Genomic DNA, 13,852 nt, shown 5'->3' with positions numbered 1-13,852 from the left:
GATGAACCGGCGGGAAATCTCGATACCGAGGAAGCGGGGCTTTGGCTCCGCTTTTTTGTTGCCCGCATTTTATGCGAGAAGCCTTCGGCGTGACAAAAAAGCCCGCCAGCATGGGCCGGCGGGCTTAGACTGTTTGCCTGGAGGGCTTTTAGTTGAACTTGTACTTGGCGCCGAGACGCACGGTATGGAAAGAGGAAGTGGAGGTGATGGAGTCCTCAGGCAGCCCCAACTCCGACGAGAAATCCTTCTTGGCGAACTGCGAATAGCGATACTCAAGACCGACGGTGACGTTGCTGGACACAGCCGTTTCCAAACCGCCACCAACTGAGAAACCGCTGGAGCCCCAGTCGAGGATATCGCCGATCGGGTCGGAAGCGTTCAGGTCGAAATGCTGCCAACTGTAGCCAGCCAGTGCGTAGGCGAGGGTCGATTCGTTCATTTTCATGCCGACGCGACCAAGCACGTCGAAACCGTAATCGGTATCGACATTGATGGATCCGCCGCCGAGGTCCAGCTTCGAGGTCATGCCGGAGTAGCGGGCGTCGACCATGACGCCGGCGACCCAGTTGCCGAAGTCATGATCATAGCCGACGTTCAACTCGCCAAACGCGCCTTCACCACCGAGGCCGTTGAACTTGGCGCCAGCTAGCGGTGGGATTTCGATCTGGTGCACGGATGCACCTGCGCCCAACGCACCGCCGGCGTAGAAACCGGTCCAGTTGTAAGTCGGAGTTTCAAAGGCAGTCGCGCCGCCATTCCGGGCGCCAAAGCGATAATTGGCTGCAACCTGGAAAGTGTGCCGCGAGGTATCGAGGTTGAGCGCGCCATCCGGTGACGGGATGCCGGCCTCGGAAAGGAGATCCCCCTTGGTGCCGAAGCGGGTGTAACGATACTCGGTCTTGATCGTCCAATTGCTGTTGATGGCCGTTTCAATGCCACCCCCGACGAAATACCCGCTCTGGTCCCAATCGAAGCCGAATCCAGCGTTCGTATCGAGCTTGTACTTCTGCCAGGAATAGCCGCCGAGCACGTAGCCCAGAGTGTTCGGCGTGAAGAGGTAGCCCACTCGCAAACCGGCGTCGAAACCATAGGTCTCCTGGATCGAAGCGCTTAATCCGCCAGCATCCAGCGAGGTTTCGATGTTACCGACGTGAGCGTCAAGCAGACCCCCGAGCAGGAAGCGCGGCGACACCATATAGTCATAGCCAACCGTCAATTCACCATAGACGCCTTCTCCACCGATGCCGTTCAGCGAGATGGGAGTAAAATCACTGCCCAGCTCGTGCACGTTGGCGCCGGCGCCGACACCGAAGCCGACATAGATGCCGCTCCAGTTGAAGCCGGACGCTTCAACGGGCTGCACCACATCGGCCGCATGAGCAGCAGACATTAAAGCCAAGATCGAAACAGCGGAAAAAAGAATAGATTTCGCAGACGTGCGAATGAACATTGCCCGTACCCCTCAATAATAAGCCCGGAATGCCTCTAGCAAGGGGTGGCTAATGTAGGAAATGACAAAAATGCAACAGTCATGGGCAAAGCGCCGTTGCGCCGCGGGGTTTTGTTTCCGATTTGCTTGGAAAACGGGCTTCGTTGCCTTCGATCTCCCCAAAAAAAGTCGCCGGCATAAGCCGGCGAGTTAGACGGGAGGAAGCTGTCTTTTCGCGGAATCAGGCAGCCAGGACGGCCTTCGGCTCGACCAGTTCGTAACCAAGCGCCTCGGCGACCGCACGGTTGGTGATCTTGCCCTTGTGGACATTGAGGCCGTTGCGCAGGTGGTGGTCGTCGACCAGCGCTTTCAGTCCCTTGTCGGCGAGTTGCAGGCCGTAGTGCAGCGTCGCATTGTTCAGCGCATGGGCCGAGGTGACCGGCACCGCGCCAGGCATGTTGGCAACACAATAGTGAATGACGCCATCGACCTCGTAGGTGGGGTCGGCATGAGTCGTCGCGTGCGAGGTCTCGAAGCAACCGCCCTGGTCGATGGCGACGTCGACCAGAACGGACCCCTTCTTCATGCCGGACAGCATTTCGCGGGTGACGAGCTTCGGCGCGGCGGCGCCCGGGATGAGCACGGCGCCGACGACGATGTCGGCCGAGAAGCATTCTTCCTCGAGCGCCTCGACGGTCGAGTAGCGGGTGTGGACACGGCCCGCGAAGAGGTCGTCGAGCTGGCGCAAGCGCGGGATGGAGCGGTCGATGATGGTGACGTCGGCGCCAAGGCCCGCCGCCATTCTGGCGGCATGCAGGCCGACGACACCGCCGCCGAGCACGGTGACCTTGCCGGGCAGCACGCCGGGCACGCCGCCGAGCAGCACGCCGCGGCCGCCATTGGCCTTCTGCAGCGCCGTCGCGCCGGCCTGGATCGACAGGCGTCCGGCGACTTCCGACATCGGCGCCAGAAGCGGCAGGCCGCCCCGGTCGTCGGTCACGGTCTCGTAGGCGATTGCAGTGACGCCGGAAGCAAGCAGCCCCTTGGTCTGCTCCGGATCTGGAGCCAGGTGGAGGTAGGTATAAAGGATCTGGCCATCGCGAAGCTGCGCCCATTCATTGGGCTGCGGTTCCTTGACCTTGACGATCATGTCCGACTTGGCGAACACGTCGGCAGCGGTCTTGGCAATCGTGGCGCCGGCGGCGCGGTAGGCGTTGTCATCGGCGCCGATGCCTGCACCGGCACCGGTCTCGACCAGCACTTCGTGGCCATGAGCGACATATTCGCGGACCGAGCCGGGCGTGAGGCCGACGCGATATTCGTGGTTCTTGATTTCCTTGGGGCAGCCGACGCGCATCTTCTTCTCCTGATCCGGCCCTTTGGGCTCGTTCCCTGTATCGGCCAAGTGAACCATGAATCGCTGCGCATGTGTTTGCGAATGCGCTTGCGCGCGCCAGCAAGTTTCGATAATCGTTGCGCAAAACAGCTATATTTTCGCAGGATTCACGAAAAATGCCGCTCGACAGGATTGATATCGCCATTCTCGAGGCTTTGCAGAAGGATGGTCGGATACCCAATGCCGCTCTTGCAGAGAAGGTTGGCCTGTCGCAGTCGGCCTGCTCGCGCCGGCTCGACAATCTGGAGAAATCCGGAACCATCCGCGGCTACCACGCCCGGCTATCCAATGCAGCCCTTGGTCACCAGATGACGGCGATCGTGCACATATCGCTGTCGGGGCAGTTCGAGAAGACGCTGTCGGATTTCGAGGCCGCGATCAAGCGCTGCCCCAACGTGCTGTCGTGCCACCTGATGTCGGGCGAATACGACTATATCCTGCGCATCGCGGCAAAGGATCTGGTCGACTATGAGCGCATTCACAAGGAGTGGCTGTCGGCCATGCCGCATGTGACGAAGATCAACTCGTCATTCGCCTTGCGTGAGATCGTCGACCGCACGGCGATGGGCATGAAGCCGGAAATGGCTTAACGCCAGAGGCACACCCGGACGCCCTTTCCAAGATAACATGCGCCTTCGCGGCGAAGGTCTGCCCAACGTTCATCACCGTGAGTTTCGCGAATGTCTGAGTTCGCATAGCCGCCCCAAACATCACCGTCCTTGTAGACAACGGCCCAGTAATCTTCGGACATTTCACCGGCCCCACTATGCGTATCGGGATAGTCGATACCCGCAAAAACTTGCCGAGGCCCCTGGATATTGAAATCGCCGCCCGTCTCGATTTGATAGGAGCATCTTCCGGATATACGGGTCTGACCGTCAACAACAAGCAGGCAGCGGCCCCATTTATAGCCGCTCGGCAAACGATGCTGCGGTTGCGCATGCGCAGGCGAAAAGGAAAACGCAATGGCAACGGCAGCCGCTAAAGTTCGTCCGATCATCCTATCATCCGTTGTGAAGCGGCCAGTCTAAGAGCGACCGTTGGATCCGCCCAGAACGCAAGTCGAAACAGTCCTCCACAGCATGGTCGCTCAAAGGTCATATTATTTATCGACCAAGTCGAATTTTTGTCACGAGACATTTGCGCTGCTGTGCGGCGCTCTTAGGCCTCGGTGACGACCCGATCCATCGGAATGTCATGCGGCTGCGGATAGATGGTGGCGATGCGCTGCAGTTCGTAGCCGATGCCGATGACCAGCGGCTTGAACGGCATCGCGGCCAGCGTGCGGTCGAAGAAGCCGCCACCATAGCCCAGGCGATAATTTCCCGGATCGATGCCGACGATAGGCGAAATGACGATATCTGGCAGAACCGGGTCGCCCTCGGCCGGTATCGGGATGTTCCACACGCCCTTTTCCAGCCGATCGCCCGGTGCGTAGGCGCGAAAGATCAGCGGTTGCGCTTTCTCGACAACGATGGGCAGCGCGGTGCGGCCGCCACGCTCGTTGATGGACGCCATCCATGGCCGCAGATCCGGTTCGCCGCGGAACGGCCAGTAGAGACTGACCATGCGGCCGGCGATCTCGCCGACGACAGCGTCCAGGCCTTCGGCGATGCGCTGCGACATCACCGTCCGCGCGTCGGCCGAAACGGCAAGACGAGCGGCGATCAACCGTTCCCGCTCGGCCTTGCGCCAGCGCCTCACATCGGTCCAGTCGGATAGCGGCGCCCGGAATTCCGGATCGAATACATGCATGAAGCAAGGCGGCGAAGCATACTGCGCCGGAGCTTGGTCGTCATGATCGTTGGCCATGCGTCACCTCAAAGCGTGTTGGATGACGCTATACCTCGCGACACGATATAACTTGTGCATTCACGACATGGGACGGCGAGTCCCTGGCACCGTGTTTCTGTTGCTGCATTGCACAAAAGTACCTACATCTGGGACAGGTATTCTTACCGTCAGGGTGAAATGAAGTGAACCAGGCCAGCCATCATGTCGTCGTTGTCGGCGCGGGTTTCGGCGGTCTTGAATTCACCCGCGCGCTTGACGGAGCGCCGGTGCGCATCACCATGATCGACAAGCGCAACCACCATCTTTTTCAACCGCTGCTCTACCAGGTCGCGACCACCGCGCTGGCAACCTCCGAGGTTGCCTGGCCGATCCGCCACCTCCTGCGCAATCGCAAGGACGTGACGACGCTGTTAGCCAACGTCACCGGCGTCGACCGTGCAGGCAAACGCGTGCTGCTCGATGACGGCAGCGCTGTCGCCTACGACACGCTGGTGCTGGCCACCGGCGCTCGTCATGCCTATTTCGGCCACGACGAATGGGAGCCTTTCGCGCCGGGCCTGAAGACACTTGAGGACGCCACCACCATCCGGCGGCGCATTCTCTTGGCCTTCGAACAGGCCGAGCGGGAAACCGATCCGGCCAAGCGCCAGGCGCTGCTGACCATTGCGATCGTCGGTGGCGGGCCAACCGGCGTGGAGCTTGCCGGCACCATCGTTGAACTGGCGCATGACACGTTGCGCGGCGAGTTCCGCAACATCGATACGCAGCAAACGCGCGTGGTGCTGATCGAGGCCGGCGATCGCATCCTTGCCAATTTCGCGCCAAAACTCTCCGACTATGCCAGCAAGGCGCTCGAGCGGCTCGGCGTGACGATCGAACTCGGCCGGGCCGTTACGCGCTGCGACGCCGAAGGTGTTGTGTTTGGCGACAAGCAGTTGGAGGCGAGGACGATCCTGTGGGCAGCCGGTGTTGCCGCTTCGCCCGCCGCCGAATGGTTGGGGGCGAAGGCGGACCGCGCGGGCAGGGTGCTCGTCGAGCCGGACCTCAGCGTGCCTGGCAGCCCGGAGATCTTTGTCATCGGCGACGCCGCCCTTGTGCTGCGGCCCGATGGACGGCCGGTACCCGGCGTCGCGCCTTCCGCCAAGCAGGAGGGCCGCCATGTCGCGGCGACCATCAAGGCCAGGCTCGGCGGTGATAGCACCACGCGGCCATTTCACTACAAACATGCCGGCGATCTGGCGACGATCGGCAAACGCGCTGCCGCGATCGATTTCGGCTGGATCAAGCTTACGGGTTGGCTCGCCTGGTGGCTGTGGGGCATCGCGCACATCTATTTTCTGATCGGCTTCCGCAACCGGCTTGCGGTTTCCCTGAGTTGGCTATGGATCTACGTCACAGGCCAGCGCAGCGCCCGGCTGATCACCCAAGGCGACGACGACAAGACCTGACTTTTCTTCACTGTCGCATTCATCCGCGCGTCATATGGCGCTGATCGACTGGCGCTCCAATGCGCGCGACTTCTTGAGTGGACTTGAGCCGATTTCAGCGCCAAGTTCGCTTCGGGGCAGGGCTTGTGACGTCGTCGAAGAAGGAGAAAACATGTCCCGACTGCTCCATCCCGTCTCCCGCCGCGATCTCCTTGCGGGGGCCGCCGCCGCAGGGGCGCTGATCATGCTGCATCCGTTCTCCGCCCGCGCGCAGGCCAACCAGGCGCACCTCAGGATCATGGAGACCACCGACATCCATGTGAACGTGCTGCCCTACGATTACTACGCCGACAAAGCGAACGACACGATGGGCCTGTCGCGCACGGCTTCGCTCATCGACGCGGTGCGCAAGGAAGCCACCAATGCGATGCTGATCGACAATGGCGACCTGCTGGAAGGCAACCCTATGGGCGACTACATCGCCTACGAGAAGGGCATGAAGGACGGCGATCTCCATCCGATCATGAAAGGCATGAACCTGCTCGGCTACGAGTGCTCGACGCTCGGCAACCACGAGTTCAATTACGGCCTGTCGTTCCTGGACAAGGTACTGGCCGGCGCCAATTTCCCCTTCGTCTGCGCCAACCTTGTCCGTGGCACCGAGCTTGCCGCGAACCCGCGCGACGACAAGCTCTACCTGAAGCCCTATGTCATCCTCGACAGGAAGATCAAAGATGGCTCGGGCGCCGCGCAACCGATCAGGATCGGCATCATCGGCTTCGTGCCGCCGCAGATCATGGTCTGGGACCTCAAGAATCTCGAGGGCAACGTCAAGACGCGCGACATCGTCGAGGCGGCCAAGGCCTGGGTGCCGCAGATGAAGGAGGAAGGCGCCGACATCGTGATCGCGCTCTCGCATTCCGGCATCGACGTGAAGCAGGGCGACATGATGGAGAACGCTTCGTTCTTCGTGGCCGGCGTCGACGGCATCGATGCGGTGTTCACCGGCCACCAGCACCTGGTTTTCCCCGGCAAGAAGGACTTCCAGTCGCTCGAGGGCGTCGATACACAGAAAGGCATGCTGCAGGGCAAACCCGCCGTCATGGCCGGCTTCTGGGGCTCGCATATGGGGCTGATTGACCTGATGCTGGAGCGAGACGGATCGAAATGGAAGGTCGTTTCCGCGACTTCCGAGGCGCGGCCGATCTTCGAACGCGTCGACAACAAGAACAAGCCGACCGTCCCGGACGACAAGCGCATCATCGCGGCGCTCGAGCAGGACCACCAGGCGACCTTGGCCTATGTGCGCCGCCCTGTCGGCAAGACCTCTGCCCCGCTCTATTCCTATTTCGCGCTGGTCGCGGACGATCCGTCGGTGCAGGTCGTCAGCCAGGCGCAGACCTGGTACCTCAGGGATATTCTCAAGAACACGCAATGGAAGGATGTGCCGCTGCTGTCGGCCGCCGCGCCTTTCAAGGCAGGCGGACGCAACGGCGCCGACTACTATACCGATGTGCCGGCAGGCGACATCGCCATCAAGAACGTTGCCGACCTCTATCTTTATCCGAACACCGTGCGGGCCGTCGAAATCACCGGGGCCGGGGTCAAGGAATGGTTGGAAATGTCTGCCGGCATCTTCAACAGGATCGAGCCGGGCCAGGCGGACCAGGCGCTCATCAACACAGACTTCCCATCCTACAATTTCGACGTCATCGACGGCGTCACCTACAAGATCGATCTCTCGCAGCCGCCGAAATACGATGCCAAGGGCGGGTTGGCGAATGCCGGCGCCAACCGTGTCATCGACTTGATGTTCGATGGAAAACCAATTGATGTAGAACAGAAATTCGTCGTCGCGACCAACAATTATCGTGCCGGCGGCGGCGGTAATTTCCCCGACATCAATGCCTCGAAGATCATCTACGAAGCGCCGGACACCAATCGCGACGTCATCGTTCGCTATATCGTAAGCCAGGGCACGATCAACCCGTCGGCCGACGACAACTGGTCGTTCGCACCGCTGCCAGGAACCAGCGCTTTGTTCGAAACCGGCGCCAGGGCGAAGGATTTCATAGCCGACGTGAAATCGCTGAAGATCGAACCGGTGGGTGAAGGCGAGGCAGGATTCGCGAAGTATCGCATCCTTCTATGATCGCTGCCATCCGCGATCGTTGGGGGGCGGTTTTGCACTGTGGAATTCAAGAAACGATCTGCGCAGGAAACAGGCCGCGCAAGCTCGTTTCCACGCCGTCACAGCGTGGATTTACGCCTTGTAGACCACCTGGCGCACGTCGATGTAGCTGGCGCGGAAGCCGGCTTCGCAATAGTGCAGGTAAAATTCCCAGAGCTTCTTGAAGCGGTCGTCGAAGCCGAGCGGAACGATCTTCTCCCATGACGCCCAGAAGCGATGGCGCCACTCGGCGAGCGTGCGCGCATAGTCATCGGGAAATACGCGCTCGCGCAGATGGGCAAGGCCATGATCCTTGCCGAGCGCCTTCAGGATCGACGGGGTCGGCAGCATGCCGCCGGGGAAAACGTAGCGCTGGATGAAATCCGGCCTTGCGCGATAGGTGTCGTAAGCGGCTTCGTTGATGGTGATGATCTGCAGGCCCGCGGTACCACCGGGTTTCAGGCAGGCCTTCATCTTGCCGAAGAACACCGGCCAGTATTTCTCACCGACCGCCTCGAACATCTCGATCGACGCGATGCGGTCGTAGGTGCCAGTTTCGTCGCGATAGTCCTGCAGCTTGATGTCGACCTTGTCGGCAAGCCCGGCCTTTTCGATGCGTGCCTTGGCGAAGTCGTGCTGCTCGCGGCTGATCGTCAGCCCGGTTACATGGCAGCCGATCTCTCGCGCCGCGAATTCGGCGAAGCCGCCCCAGCCGCAGCCGATTTCCAGCACGTGGTCCTTCGGGCCAATCCCCGTGTCCTTCGCCAGTGCGCGATATTTGGCGGCCTGGGCGCCCTCCAGGTCGTTGGCACCGGTCGCGTAGAGCGCCGAGGAATAAGTCATGCTCGGGTCGAGCCATTCCTTGTAGAAGGCGTTGCCGAGGTCGTAGTGCGCCGAAATATTGCGCTTCGAGCCGGTGCGTGTGTTCCCATTGAACCAGTGGCGAATACGCTGAACGGTGTTGATGAGCCAGCTGGCGCCGCCGGCGACGCGTTCGCCGATGGCCGAATTGACCACGAACAGCTCCAGGAAGCTGGTCACGTCAGGGCTTTCCCAATCACCGTCCATATAGGATTCGGCAACGCCGATCGTACCGCCGGAAAAGGCGCGGCCGGGCAAGCGCCAGTTCTTGAGCACCAGTTCGGCGTCGGGGCCGGGTCCCTTGCCTCCGACGAGGACAGCGCGGCCGTCCGGCATCCTGACCTTCAGCGTACCGCGCGGCAGGTTCATCGCTGCCGACAGCACCATGCGCGCCTTGGCCGGCAGGCCCTTGACGATTTCGGCGAAATTGAATTCATCCAGCCTGACCGCGTCGCCCGACGCTACGCCGTGATGTTCCTTGTAAGCCATCGCATGCCCCCGGACTTCCGCGGTGTCGGCACAAATTGCCGACCTCCTCTTCTCGCGGTTCATTCGCCAGGTTCGAACGCCGTTGCCTGTTCCCGGTAGCTGACCGGTTCGGCGACGGGCGGGCTCGAATGAAAGCGCGCGTCCTTTAACCAGAGCTTCAGCGCTTCCCAGTGAATCCCCGCGACAATCTTCCACGTCATGAGGGGGAACTTCAAGAGGCAGGCTGCGAGCTGGGCTGTGCCAATGGGCCGGCGATCGCCGGTTGGATCTGCCTCTAGTAAAGCACAGGCCGAACGCACCAAAAACACCTATGGTTGCAACCGCGCTTGTGCGATAGTTTTAGCCATGCGTTATGTAATCGTCATTGCCGCCGTCGCGTTTTTTCTGATCTGGGACGGCCTCTACAATCAGGGCCGGTATCTCGACATGACGGTCAGGGACGTAACGCATGTCGTGCGATACGTGACCGGCAAGATCTAGCGCCCATCTGAACGCCGCCGCGACATCGTTGTCGGTTGACGTGACCGTTCTGCCATCACAAAAGACCCCGGCATTCGATCGAGGAGGCGGGGTTGATCCGGCACATTGTTTTCTTCAGCGCGCGGCGCAAGGAGGATGTGGAGGCGGTGCGCATGGGCCTGCTGGCGCTCGGCAACATTCCCCATTCCAGCCTCTTCGAGGTGACGCTGAACACCAAGGTGGATCCCCTGTCGGATGAGGTCGATGTGGTCGTCTACGCGGAGTTCGCCGATGACGCCGCGCTGGCCGCCTACAAGGCGCATCCGCTCTATGCGCAGACCACCAGCGAGGTCAAACCGTTGCGCGAACTGCGCTATTCGGCCGATGTCGTGGCCGGCAGCTGATCGAGGCCGCCGGGCAGGTTGCCAGCCTTCCGCCGGGCCTTCACTTCGGCCAACGCGGTGCCGAAATGGCCTTGCGCCGCCGCTTTCAGCGCGCCACGTATCGTCAGACAGCTCAGGATCGGCCCGTAGCCTTCGGATTGATAGTCGGGACAGCGGGCGACAAGATCGTCCAGCCCTCTTATGCAGCCGGCATGGGTGCGTGAGATCGAGTTCGCCGATCGATATTTGAGGACGTCGGTGGCTGTGCCAAAAGCGATGCGGTACTGCCTCGCCAGCCGCAGCGCGTGGCAACGCCGCTGATTTCCATTGGCAGGGGCGGCAGGACTGTCACAAGCGGAACTCGTGCACAGTCGTGCGGCTGCAGCCGAAGTCAGCCTTGAACGGTTCGTCACCGATGGTGAAATCGAAGATGGTGCCGCCGCCGGCGGCCCACTCTGCCATCACATGGTCGAGCACCAGGAATCCCGGAGAATAGCGCGCATAACGCGCCATAATCGCAGGCAAGCAGAATATAGCGGAAGCATTCGCCATCGACCAACCCGAAGACAAAGGCGACCGGCTGGCGGCCGGGATGCGGTCACGGCTTGAACCGCTTTACGGAATGATGCACATCGCGCCTGCATGACCCGAACAACAGCCGCCGGCATTCATCCGCTCGATCATCTGGTGCTGCCTGTGCGCAGCCTCGACGTGGCGCGAGCCCGGCTCACCGCGCTTGGCTTCGTCGTTGCGCCGACCGGCATCCATCCCTTCGGAACGGAAAATTGCTGTGTTTTCCTCGCCGATGGCACCTATCTCGAGCCGATCTCGGTCGGCGATGAACAGGCAGCGACGAAGGCCATTGCCGACGGCAATGTGTTCGTCGCGCGCGACCGCGTCTATCGCGACAGTCACGGCGACGACGGCTTTTCCGCCATGGTTCTTGCCACCGGCAATGCCGACGCCGACCATGCACGCTATGTCGAAGCCGGTATCTCGGCGGGAGACATGCTGAGCTTTTCGCGCGCCTTCACCGACACGGCGGGCAAGAGCGACATCGCATCGTTCAAGCTCGCCTTTGCGTCTGGCAGCAAGGCTACGGATGCTTTTCTCTTTGCCTGCGAGCGGGTCAATGCTCCGAAAGTGGACCGCGCGGCGTTGCAGGCCCACGCCAACGGAGCCACCGGCATCGTCGAAGTGGTGGCGGTCAGCGGCCAGCCTTCCGAACAGCGCAGGTTGATTTCGGTAGCGATGGACGATCCAACCGCCAGCGGGCAGGGCAGCACGTTTCATTTGCCGAATGCAACCTTGAGCGTGCTTGACCCCGCGTCTTTCACCTCACGTTTTGGCGTGTCGGCCGGCGCGCCAACTGAGCTTCGCTTCGCCGCGGTGGTCTTTTCGATCCGGCACGCCGATGTCACCTCGAGGCTGCTTGCAGCCAATTCCATCAAACACAATATATCGGGCAATGATATTGTCGTGCAGCCGGCATCCGGACAGGGCGCGGCTTTCATCTTCCGGGAGATCAAATGAGCAAGCCCCTGGCGCCCAATTCGTCGGTAACCGTTGGCAATGTCGTCTTCGACAACAACGCGGCCCTGGCGCTGATCGCCGGCCCCTGCCAGTTTGAATCGCGCCAGCACGCCTTCGACATGGCTGGCGCGCTGAAGGAACTGACAGGCAAGCTCGGTATCGGCCTCGTCTACAAGACCAGCTACGACAAGGCCAACCGCACCTCGCTGTCGGCGACGCGCGGCGCCGGCATGGACGCCGCACTTCCCGTTTTCGACGAGCTGCGCAAGGAATTTTCGCTCCCCGTGCTGACCGATGTCCACACCGAGGAACATTGCGCGATCGTCGCGCCGCATGTCGATGTGCTGCAAATCCCGGCCTTCCTGTCGCGCCAGACCGACATGCTGGTCGCCGCCGCCAAAACCGGCAAGGTCATCAACGTGAAGAAGGGGCAGTTCCTTGCGCCCTGGGACATGAAGAACGTGGTCGCCAAGATCACCGGCTCCGGCAACCCAAACGTCTTGACCACCGAGCGCGGCGCGTCTTTCGGCTACAACACGCTGGTGTCCGACATGCGTGCCTTGCCGATCATGGCCGAGATCGGCGCGCCGGTGATCTTCGATGCCACGCATTCGGTGCAGCAACCGGGCGGGCAGGGTGGTTCATCGGGTGGCGAACGTCGCTTTGTCGAGACGCTGGCCCGCGCGGCTGTCGCCGTCGGCGTTGCCGGCGTGTTCATCGAGACCCACCAGGATCCTGACAATTCGACCTCTTCAGATGGCCCGAACATGCTGCCGCTGAAGGATATGCCGGCACTCCTGGAAAGGCTGATGGCTTTCGACCGGGTGGCGAAGGCTCGCTGAGCCAGACGCATCCTGCCGGCGCTTGTGGAAGGGATAAGCCGGCTGTACGCTTGTCCGGCAAATGAGCGTTTTGGCAGGAGGAAGCCATGTCCGTTGCCCGCGTCACCGAAATCACATCGTCGTCGAAGAAGAGCTTTCAGGACGCCATCGAAAAGGGAATTGCGCGCGCATCGAAGACCCTCAAGAACGTCGAAGGCGCCTGGATCCAGGACCAGAAGATCGTCGTCGAGGACGGCAAGATCGCTGCCTATCGCGTCAATATGAAGGTTACCTTCATCCTCGCGGAGTAGCTGCCCGTAGCCGAAAAAGTCGGGAACTTTCGCTCCCGCCCCTCATTGTCAAAGTCTAGATCAACGACAACGAGGAGCACACCATGACAACGCAGACAGGCCATACCGAAGCCATTGCTGCTTCGCGCGTCATCGGCACGTCCGTCTACAATACCGAAGGCACAAGCATTGGTAGCATCGAGGATATCATGCTGGACAAGACGTCGAACGGCATCATGTTCGCGGTAATTGGCTTTGGCGGCTTTCTCGGCATCGGCGAGAAGTATCACGCCATCCCGTGGGCAAGTCTCGACTATGATGAGTACATGGTGCCGTTCTCCAAGGAGCAGCTGAAAGCGGCGCCTGCTTATTCGATTAACGAGTTGGCCGGCGCGGATGGCGAGACGGCGCGTGACGCATCTTACGACTACTACAAGGTCACGCCCTACTGGCATTGACGGCTGCAATCAAAAAAGGCCCCGTCTCGGCGGGGCCTTTTTTGATTCAGGTCGCGGCCTACTCTCTGATGTGCAAGGCCGGCAGCGGCGCCAAGGCTTTGGGTGGCGACTGTTGGTTGTCGCACGACGTCAGAAACGCAGCCGCGATCAGGAACAGACTCACGATACCGCTCAACTCAGACATGGCGAAACTCCTCATGTTTCGCCCCGCGCGACAACAGCCATACCCGAAATCCGTGCCCGATGGCATGACTTATGATGACAGGGATTTGCGCTTCGTGAATCGCCGGGTCTGACCCCACGGCAATAATTGCAAGCAGGCCGATTGCCTTTTGCGGCACT

At 61.0% G+C, this 13,852-nt stretch carries 17 protein-coding genes; 9 read left to right on the top strand and 8 right to left on the bottom strand.

Features of this window, described 5'->3' with window-relative positions:
- Positions 1–148 precede the first annotated feature (148 nt).
- Both AC56QQ_RS19030 and ald read right to left on the bottom strand, forming a co-directional pair.
- On the bottom strand, positions 149–1,450 hold the full coding sequence (locus AC56QQ_RS19030; protein ID WP_497123014.1) for an outer membrane protein: 1,302 nt from the start codon (positions 1,448–1,450) through the stop codon (positions 149–151).
- 220 nt (positions 1,451–1,670) lie between these two features.
- Complete coding sequence (gene ald / locus AC56QQ_RS19025) at positions 1,671–2,786, bottom strand: alanine dehydrogenase (RefSeq protein WP_497123013.1); 1,116 nt, start codon at positions 2,784–2,786, stop codon at positions 1,671–1,673.
- A gap of 155 nt (positions 2,787–2,941) precedes the next feature.
- On the opposite strand from ald, the gene AC56QQ_RS19020 reads away from it, so the two are divergent.
- Positions 2,942–3,415 carry an Lrp/AsnC family transcriptional regulator gene (locus tag AC56QQ_RS19020; protein WP_013531467.1) on the top strand — a complete coding sequence of 158 codons (474 nt, stop codon included), beginning with the start codon at positions 2,942–2,944 and terminating at the stop codon, positions 3,413–3,415.
- On the opposite strand, the gene AC56QQ_RS19015 is transcribed toward AC56QQ_RS19020, so the two are convergent.
- Both AC56QQ_RS19015 and AC56QQ_RS19010 read right to left on the bottom strand, forming a co-directional pair.
- Positions 3,412–3,825, bottom strand: a complete 414-nt coding sequence (locus AC56QQ_RS19015) for a hypothetical protein (RefSeq protein WP_489861254.1) — start codon at positions 3,823–3,825, stop codon at positions 3,412–3,414. The genes AC56QQ_RS19020 and AC56QQ_RS19015 overlap by 4 nt on opposite strands.
- Positions 3,826–3,986: 161 nt before the next feature.
- Positions 3,987–4,637 carry a 5-formyltetrahydrofolate cyclo-ligase gene (locus tag AC56QQ_RS19010; protein WP_497123012.1) on the bottom strand — a complete coding sequence of 217 codons (651 nt, stop codon included), beginning with the start codon at positions 4,635–4,637 and terminating at the stop codon, positions 3,987–3,989.
- Positions 4,638–4,801: 164 nt separating this feature from the next.
- Between AC56QQ_RS19010 and AC56QQ_RS19005 the strand changes: the two genes are divergently transcribed.
- Positions 4,802–6,067 (top strand): NAD(P)/FAD-dependent oxidoreductase, encoded by a 1,266-nt coding sequence (locus AC56QQ_RS19005; protein ID WP_497123011.1) that lies wholly within the window; start codon positions 4,802–4,804, stop codon positions 6,065–6,067.
- Positions 6,068–6,218: 151 nt separating this feature from the next.
- Positions 6,219–8,198, top strand: a complete 1,980-nt coding sequence (locus AC56QQ_RS19000; protein ID WP_497123009.1) for a bifunctional 2',3'-cyclic-nucleotide 2'-phosphodiesterase/3'-nucleotidase — start codon at positions 6,219–6,221, stop codon at positions 8,196–8,198.
- A 111-nt stretch (positions 8,199–8,309) separates the two neighbouring features.
- Here the strand turns inward: AC56QQ_RS19000 and AC56QQ_RS18995 are convergent, their stop codons facing one another.
- Both AC56QQ_RS18995 and AC56QQ_RS18990 read right to left on the bottom strand, forming a co-directional pair.
- On the bottom strand, positions 8,310–9,566 hold the full coding sequence (locus AC56QQ_RS18995; RefSeq protein ID WP_497123007.1) for a class I SAM-dependent methyltransferase: 1,257 nt from the start codon (positions 9,564–9,566) through the stop codon (positions 8,310–8,312).
- A gap of 59 nt (positions 9,567–9,625) precedes the next feature.
- The gene (locus AC56QQ_RS18990) at positions 9,626–9,865 is read right to left on the bottom strand and encodes a DUF1365 family protein (protein ID WP_497123006.1); all 240 of its coding nucleotides are present in this window, start codon (positions 9,863–9,865) and stop codon (positions 9,626–9,628) included.
- Positions 9,866–9,911: 46 nt separating this feature from the next.
- Between AC56QQ_RS18990 and AC56QQ_RS18985 the strand changes: the two genes are divergently transcribed.
- Both AC56QQ_RS18985 and AC56QQ_RS18980 read left to right on the top strand, forming a co-directional pair.
- Positions 9,912–10,046, top strand: coding sequence for a hypothetical protein (locus tag AC56QQ_RS18985; protein WP_497123004.1), 135 nt, complete (start codon positions 9,912–9,914; stop codon positions 10,044–10,046).
- A 92-nt stretch (positions 10,047–10,138) separates the two neighbouring features.
- The gene (locus AC56QQ_RS18980; RefSeq protein ID WP_497123003.1) at positions 10,139–10,429 is read left to right on the top strand and encodes a Dabb family protein; all 291 of its coding nucleotides are present in this window, start codon (positions 10,139–10,141) and stop codon (positions 10,427–10,429) included.
- A 327-nt stretch (positions 10,430–10,756) separates the two neighbouring features.
- Here AC56QQ_RS18980 and AC56QQ_RS18975 read toward each other — a convergent pair whose 3' ends face one another.
- Positions 10,757–10,960 (bottom strand): GNAT family N-acetyltransferase, encoded by a 204-nt coding sequence (locus AC56QQ_RS18975; protein WP_489861262.1) that lies wholly within the window; start codon positions 10,958–10,960, stop codon positions 10,757–10,759.
- A 90-nt stretch (positions 10,961–11,050) separates the two neighbouring features.
- On the opposite strand from AC56QQ_RS18975, the gene AC56QQ_RS18970 reads away from it, so the two are divergent.
- From AC56QQ_RS18970 to AC56QQ_RS18955, 4 genes are all read left to right on the top strand, one after another.
- Complete coding sequence (locus tag AC56QQ_RS18970) at positions 11,051–11,941, top strand: VOC family protein (protein WP_489861263.1); 891 nt, start codon at positions 11,051–11,053, stop codon at positions 11,939–11,941.
- Complete coding sequence (gene kdsA, locus AC56QQ_RS18965; protein WP_497123002.1) at positions 11,938–12,783, top strand: 3-deoxy-8-phosphooctulonate synthase; 846 nt, start codon at positions 11,938–11,940, stop codon at positions 12,781–12,783. Before AC56QQ_RS18970 ends, kdsA begins: the two co-directional genes overlap by 4 nt.
- Positions 12,784–12,869: 86 nt before the next feature.
- The gene (locus AC56QQ_RS18960; RefSeq protein WP_027045027.1) at positions 12,870–13,073 is read left to right on the top strand and encodes a dodecin family protein; all 204 of its coding nucleotides are present in this window, start codon (positions 12,870–12,872) and stop codon (positions 13,071–13,073) included.
- A gap of 83 nt (positions 13,074–13,156) precedes the next feature.
- Positions 13,157–13,510, top strand: coding sequence for a PRC-barrel domain-containing protein (locus tag AC56QQ_RS18955; RefSeq protein ID WP_497123001.1), 354 nt, complete (start codon positions 13,157–13,159; stop codon positions 13,508–13,510).
- Between the two features lie 58 nt (positions 13,511–13,568).
- On the opposite strand, the gene AC56QQ_RS18950 is transcribed toward AC56QQ_RS18955, so the two are convergent.
- Positions 13,569–13,694 (bottom strand): hypothetical protein, encoded by a 126-nt coding sequence (locus AC56QQ_RS18950; RefSeq protein WP_497122999.1) that lies wholly within the window; start codon positions 13,692–13,694, stop codon positions 13,569–13,571.
- Positions 13,695–13,852: the final 158 nt, after the last annotated feature.

Source organism: Mesorhizobium sp. RCAM 05099, from assembly GCF_059683685.1.
Note: the sequence above shows the minus strand (reverse complement) of the source record. Positions and strands in the feature narration are given on the sequence as shown.

Coding starts and splice junctions, on each gene's coding strand:
- AC56QQ_RS19030 (WP_497123014.1), bottom strand. CDS start 1,450: ATGTTCATTCGCACGTCTGCGAAATCTATTCTTTTTTCCGCTGTTTCG.
- ald (WP_497123013.1), bottom strand. CDS start 2,786: ATGCGCGTCGGCTGCCCCAAGGAAATCAAGAACCACGAATATCGCGTC.
- AC56QQ_RS19020 (WP_013531467.1), top strand. CDS start 2,942: ATGCCGCTCGACAGGATTGATATCGCCATTCTCGAGGCTTTGCAGAAG.
- AC56QQ_RS19015 (WP_489861254.1), bottom strand. CDS start 3,825: ATGATCGGACGAACTTTAGCGGCTGCCGTTGCCATTGCGTTTTCCTTT.
- AC56QQ_RS19010 (WP_497123012.1), bottom strand. CDS start 4,637: ATGGCCAACGATCATGACGACCAAGCTCCGGCGCAGTATGCTTCGCCG.
- AC56QQ_RS19000 (WP_497123009.1), top strand. CDS start 6,219: ATGTCCCGACTGCTCCATCCCGTCTCCCGCCGCGATCTCCTTGCGGGG.
- AC56QQ_RS18995 (WP_497123007.1), bottom strand. CDS start 9,566: ATGGCTTACAAGGAACATCACGGCGTAGCGTCGGGCGACGCGGTCAGG.
- AC56QQ_RS18985 (WP_497123004.1), top strand. CDS start 9,912: ATGCGTTATGTAATCGTCATTGCCGCCGTCGCGTTTTTTCTGATCTGG.
- AC56QQ_RS18975 (WP_489861262.1), bottom strand. CDS start 10,960: ATGGCGAATGCTTCCGCTATATTCTGCTTGCCTGCGATTATGGCGCGT.
- AC56QQ_RS18970 (WP_489861263.1), top strand. CDS start 11,051: ATGACCCGAACAACAGCCGCCGGCATTCATCCGCTCGATCATCTGGTG.
- kdsA (WP_497123002.1), top strand. CDS start 11,938: ATGAGCAAGCCCCTGGCGCCCAATTCGTCGGTAACCGTTGGCAATGTC.
- AC56QQ_RS18960 (WP_027045027.1), top strand. CDS start 12,870: ATGTCCGTTGCCCGCGTCACCGAAATCACATCGTCGTCGAAGAAGAGC.
- AC56QQ_RS18955 (WP_497123001.1), top strand. CDS start 13,157: ATGACAACGCAGACAGGCCATACCGAAGCCATTGCTGCTTCGCGCGTC.
- AC56QQ_RS18950 (WP_497122999.1), bottom strand. CDS start 13,694: ATGTCTGAGTTGAGCGGTATCGTGAGTCTGTTCCTGATCGCGGCTGCG.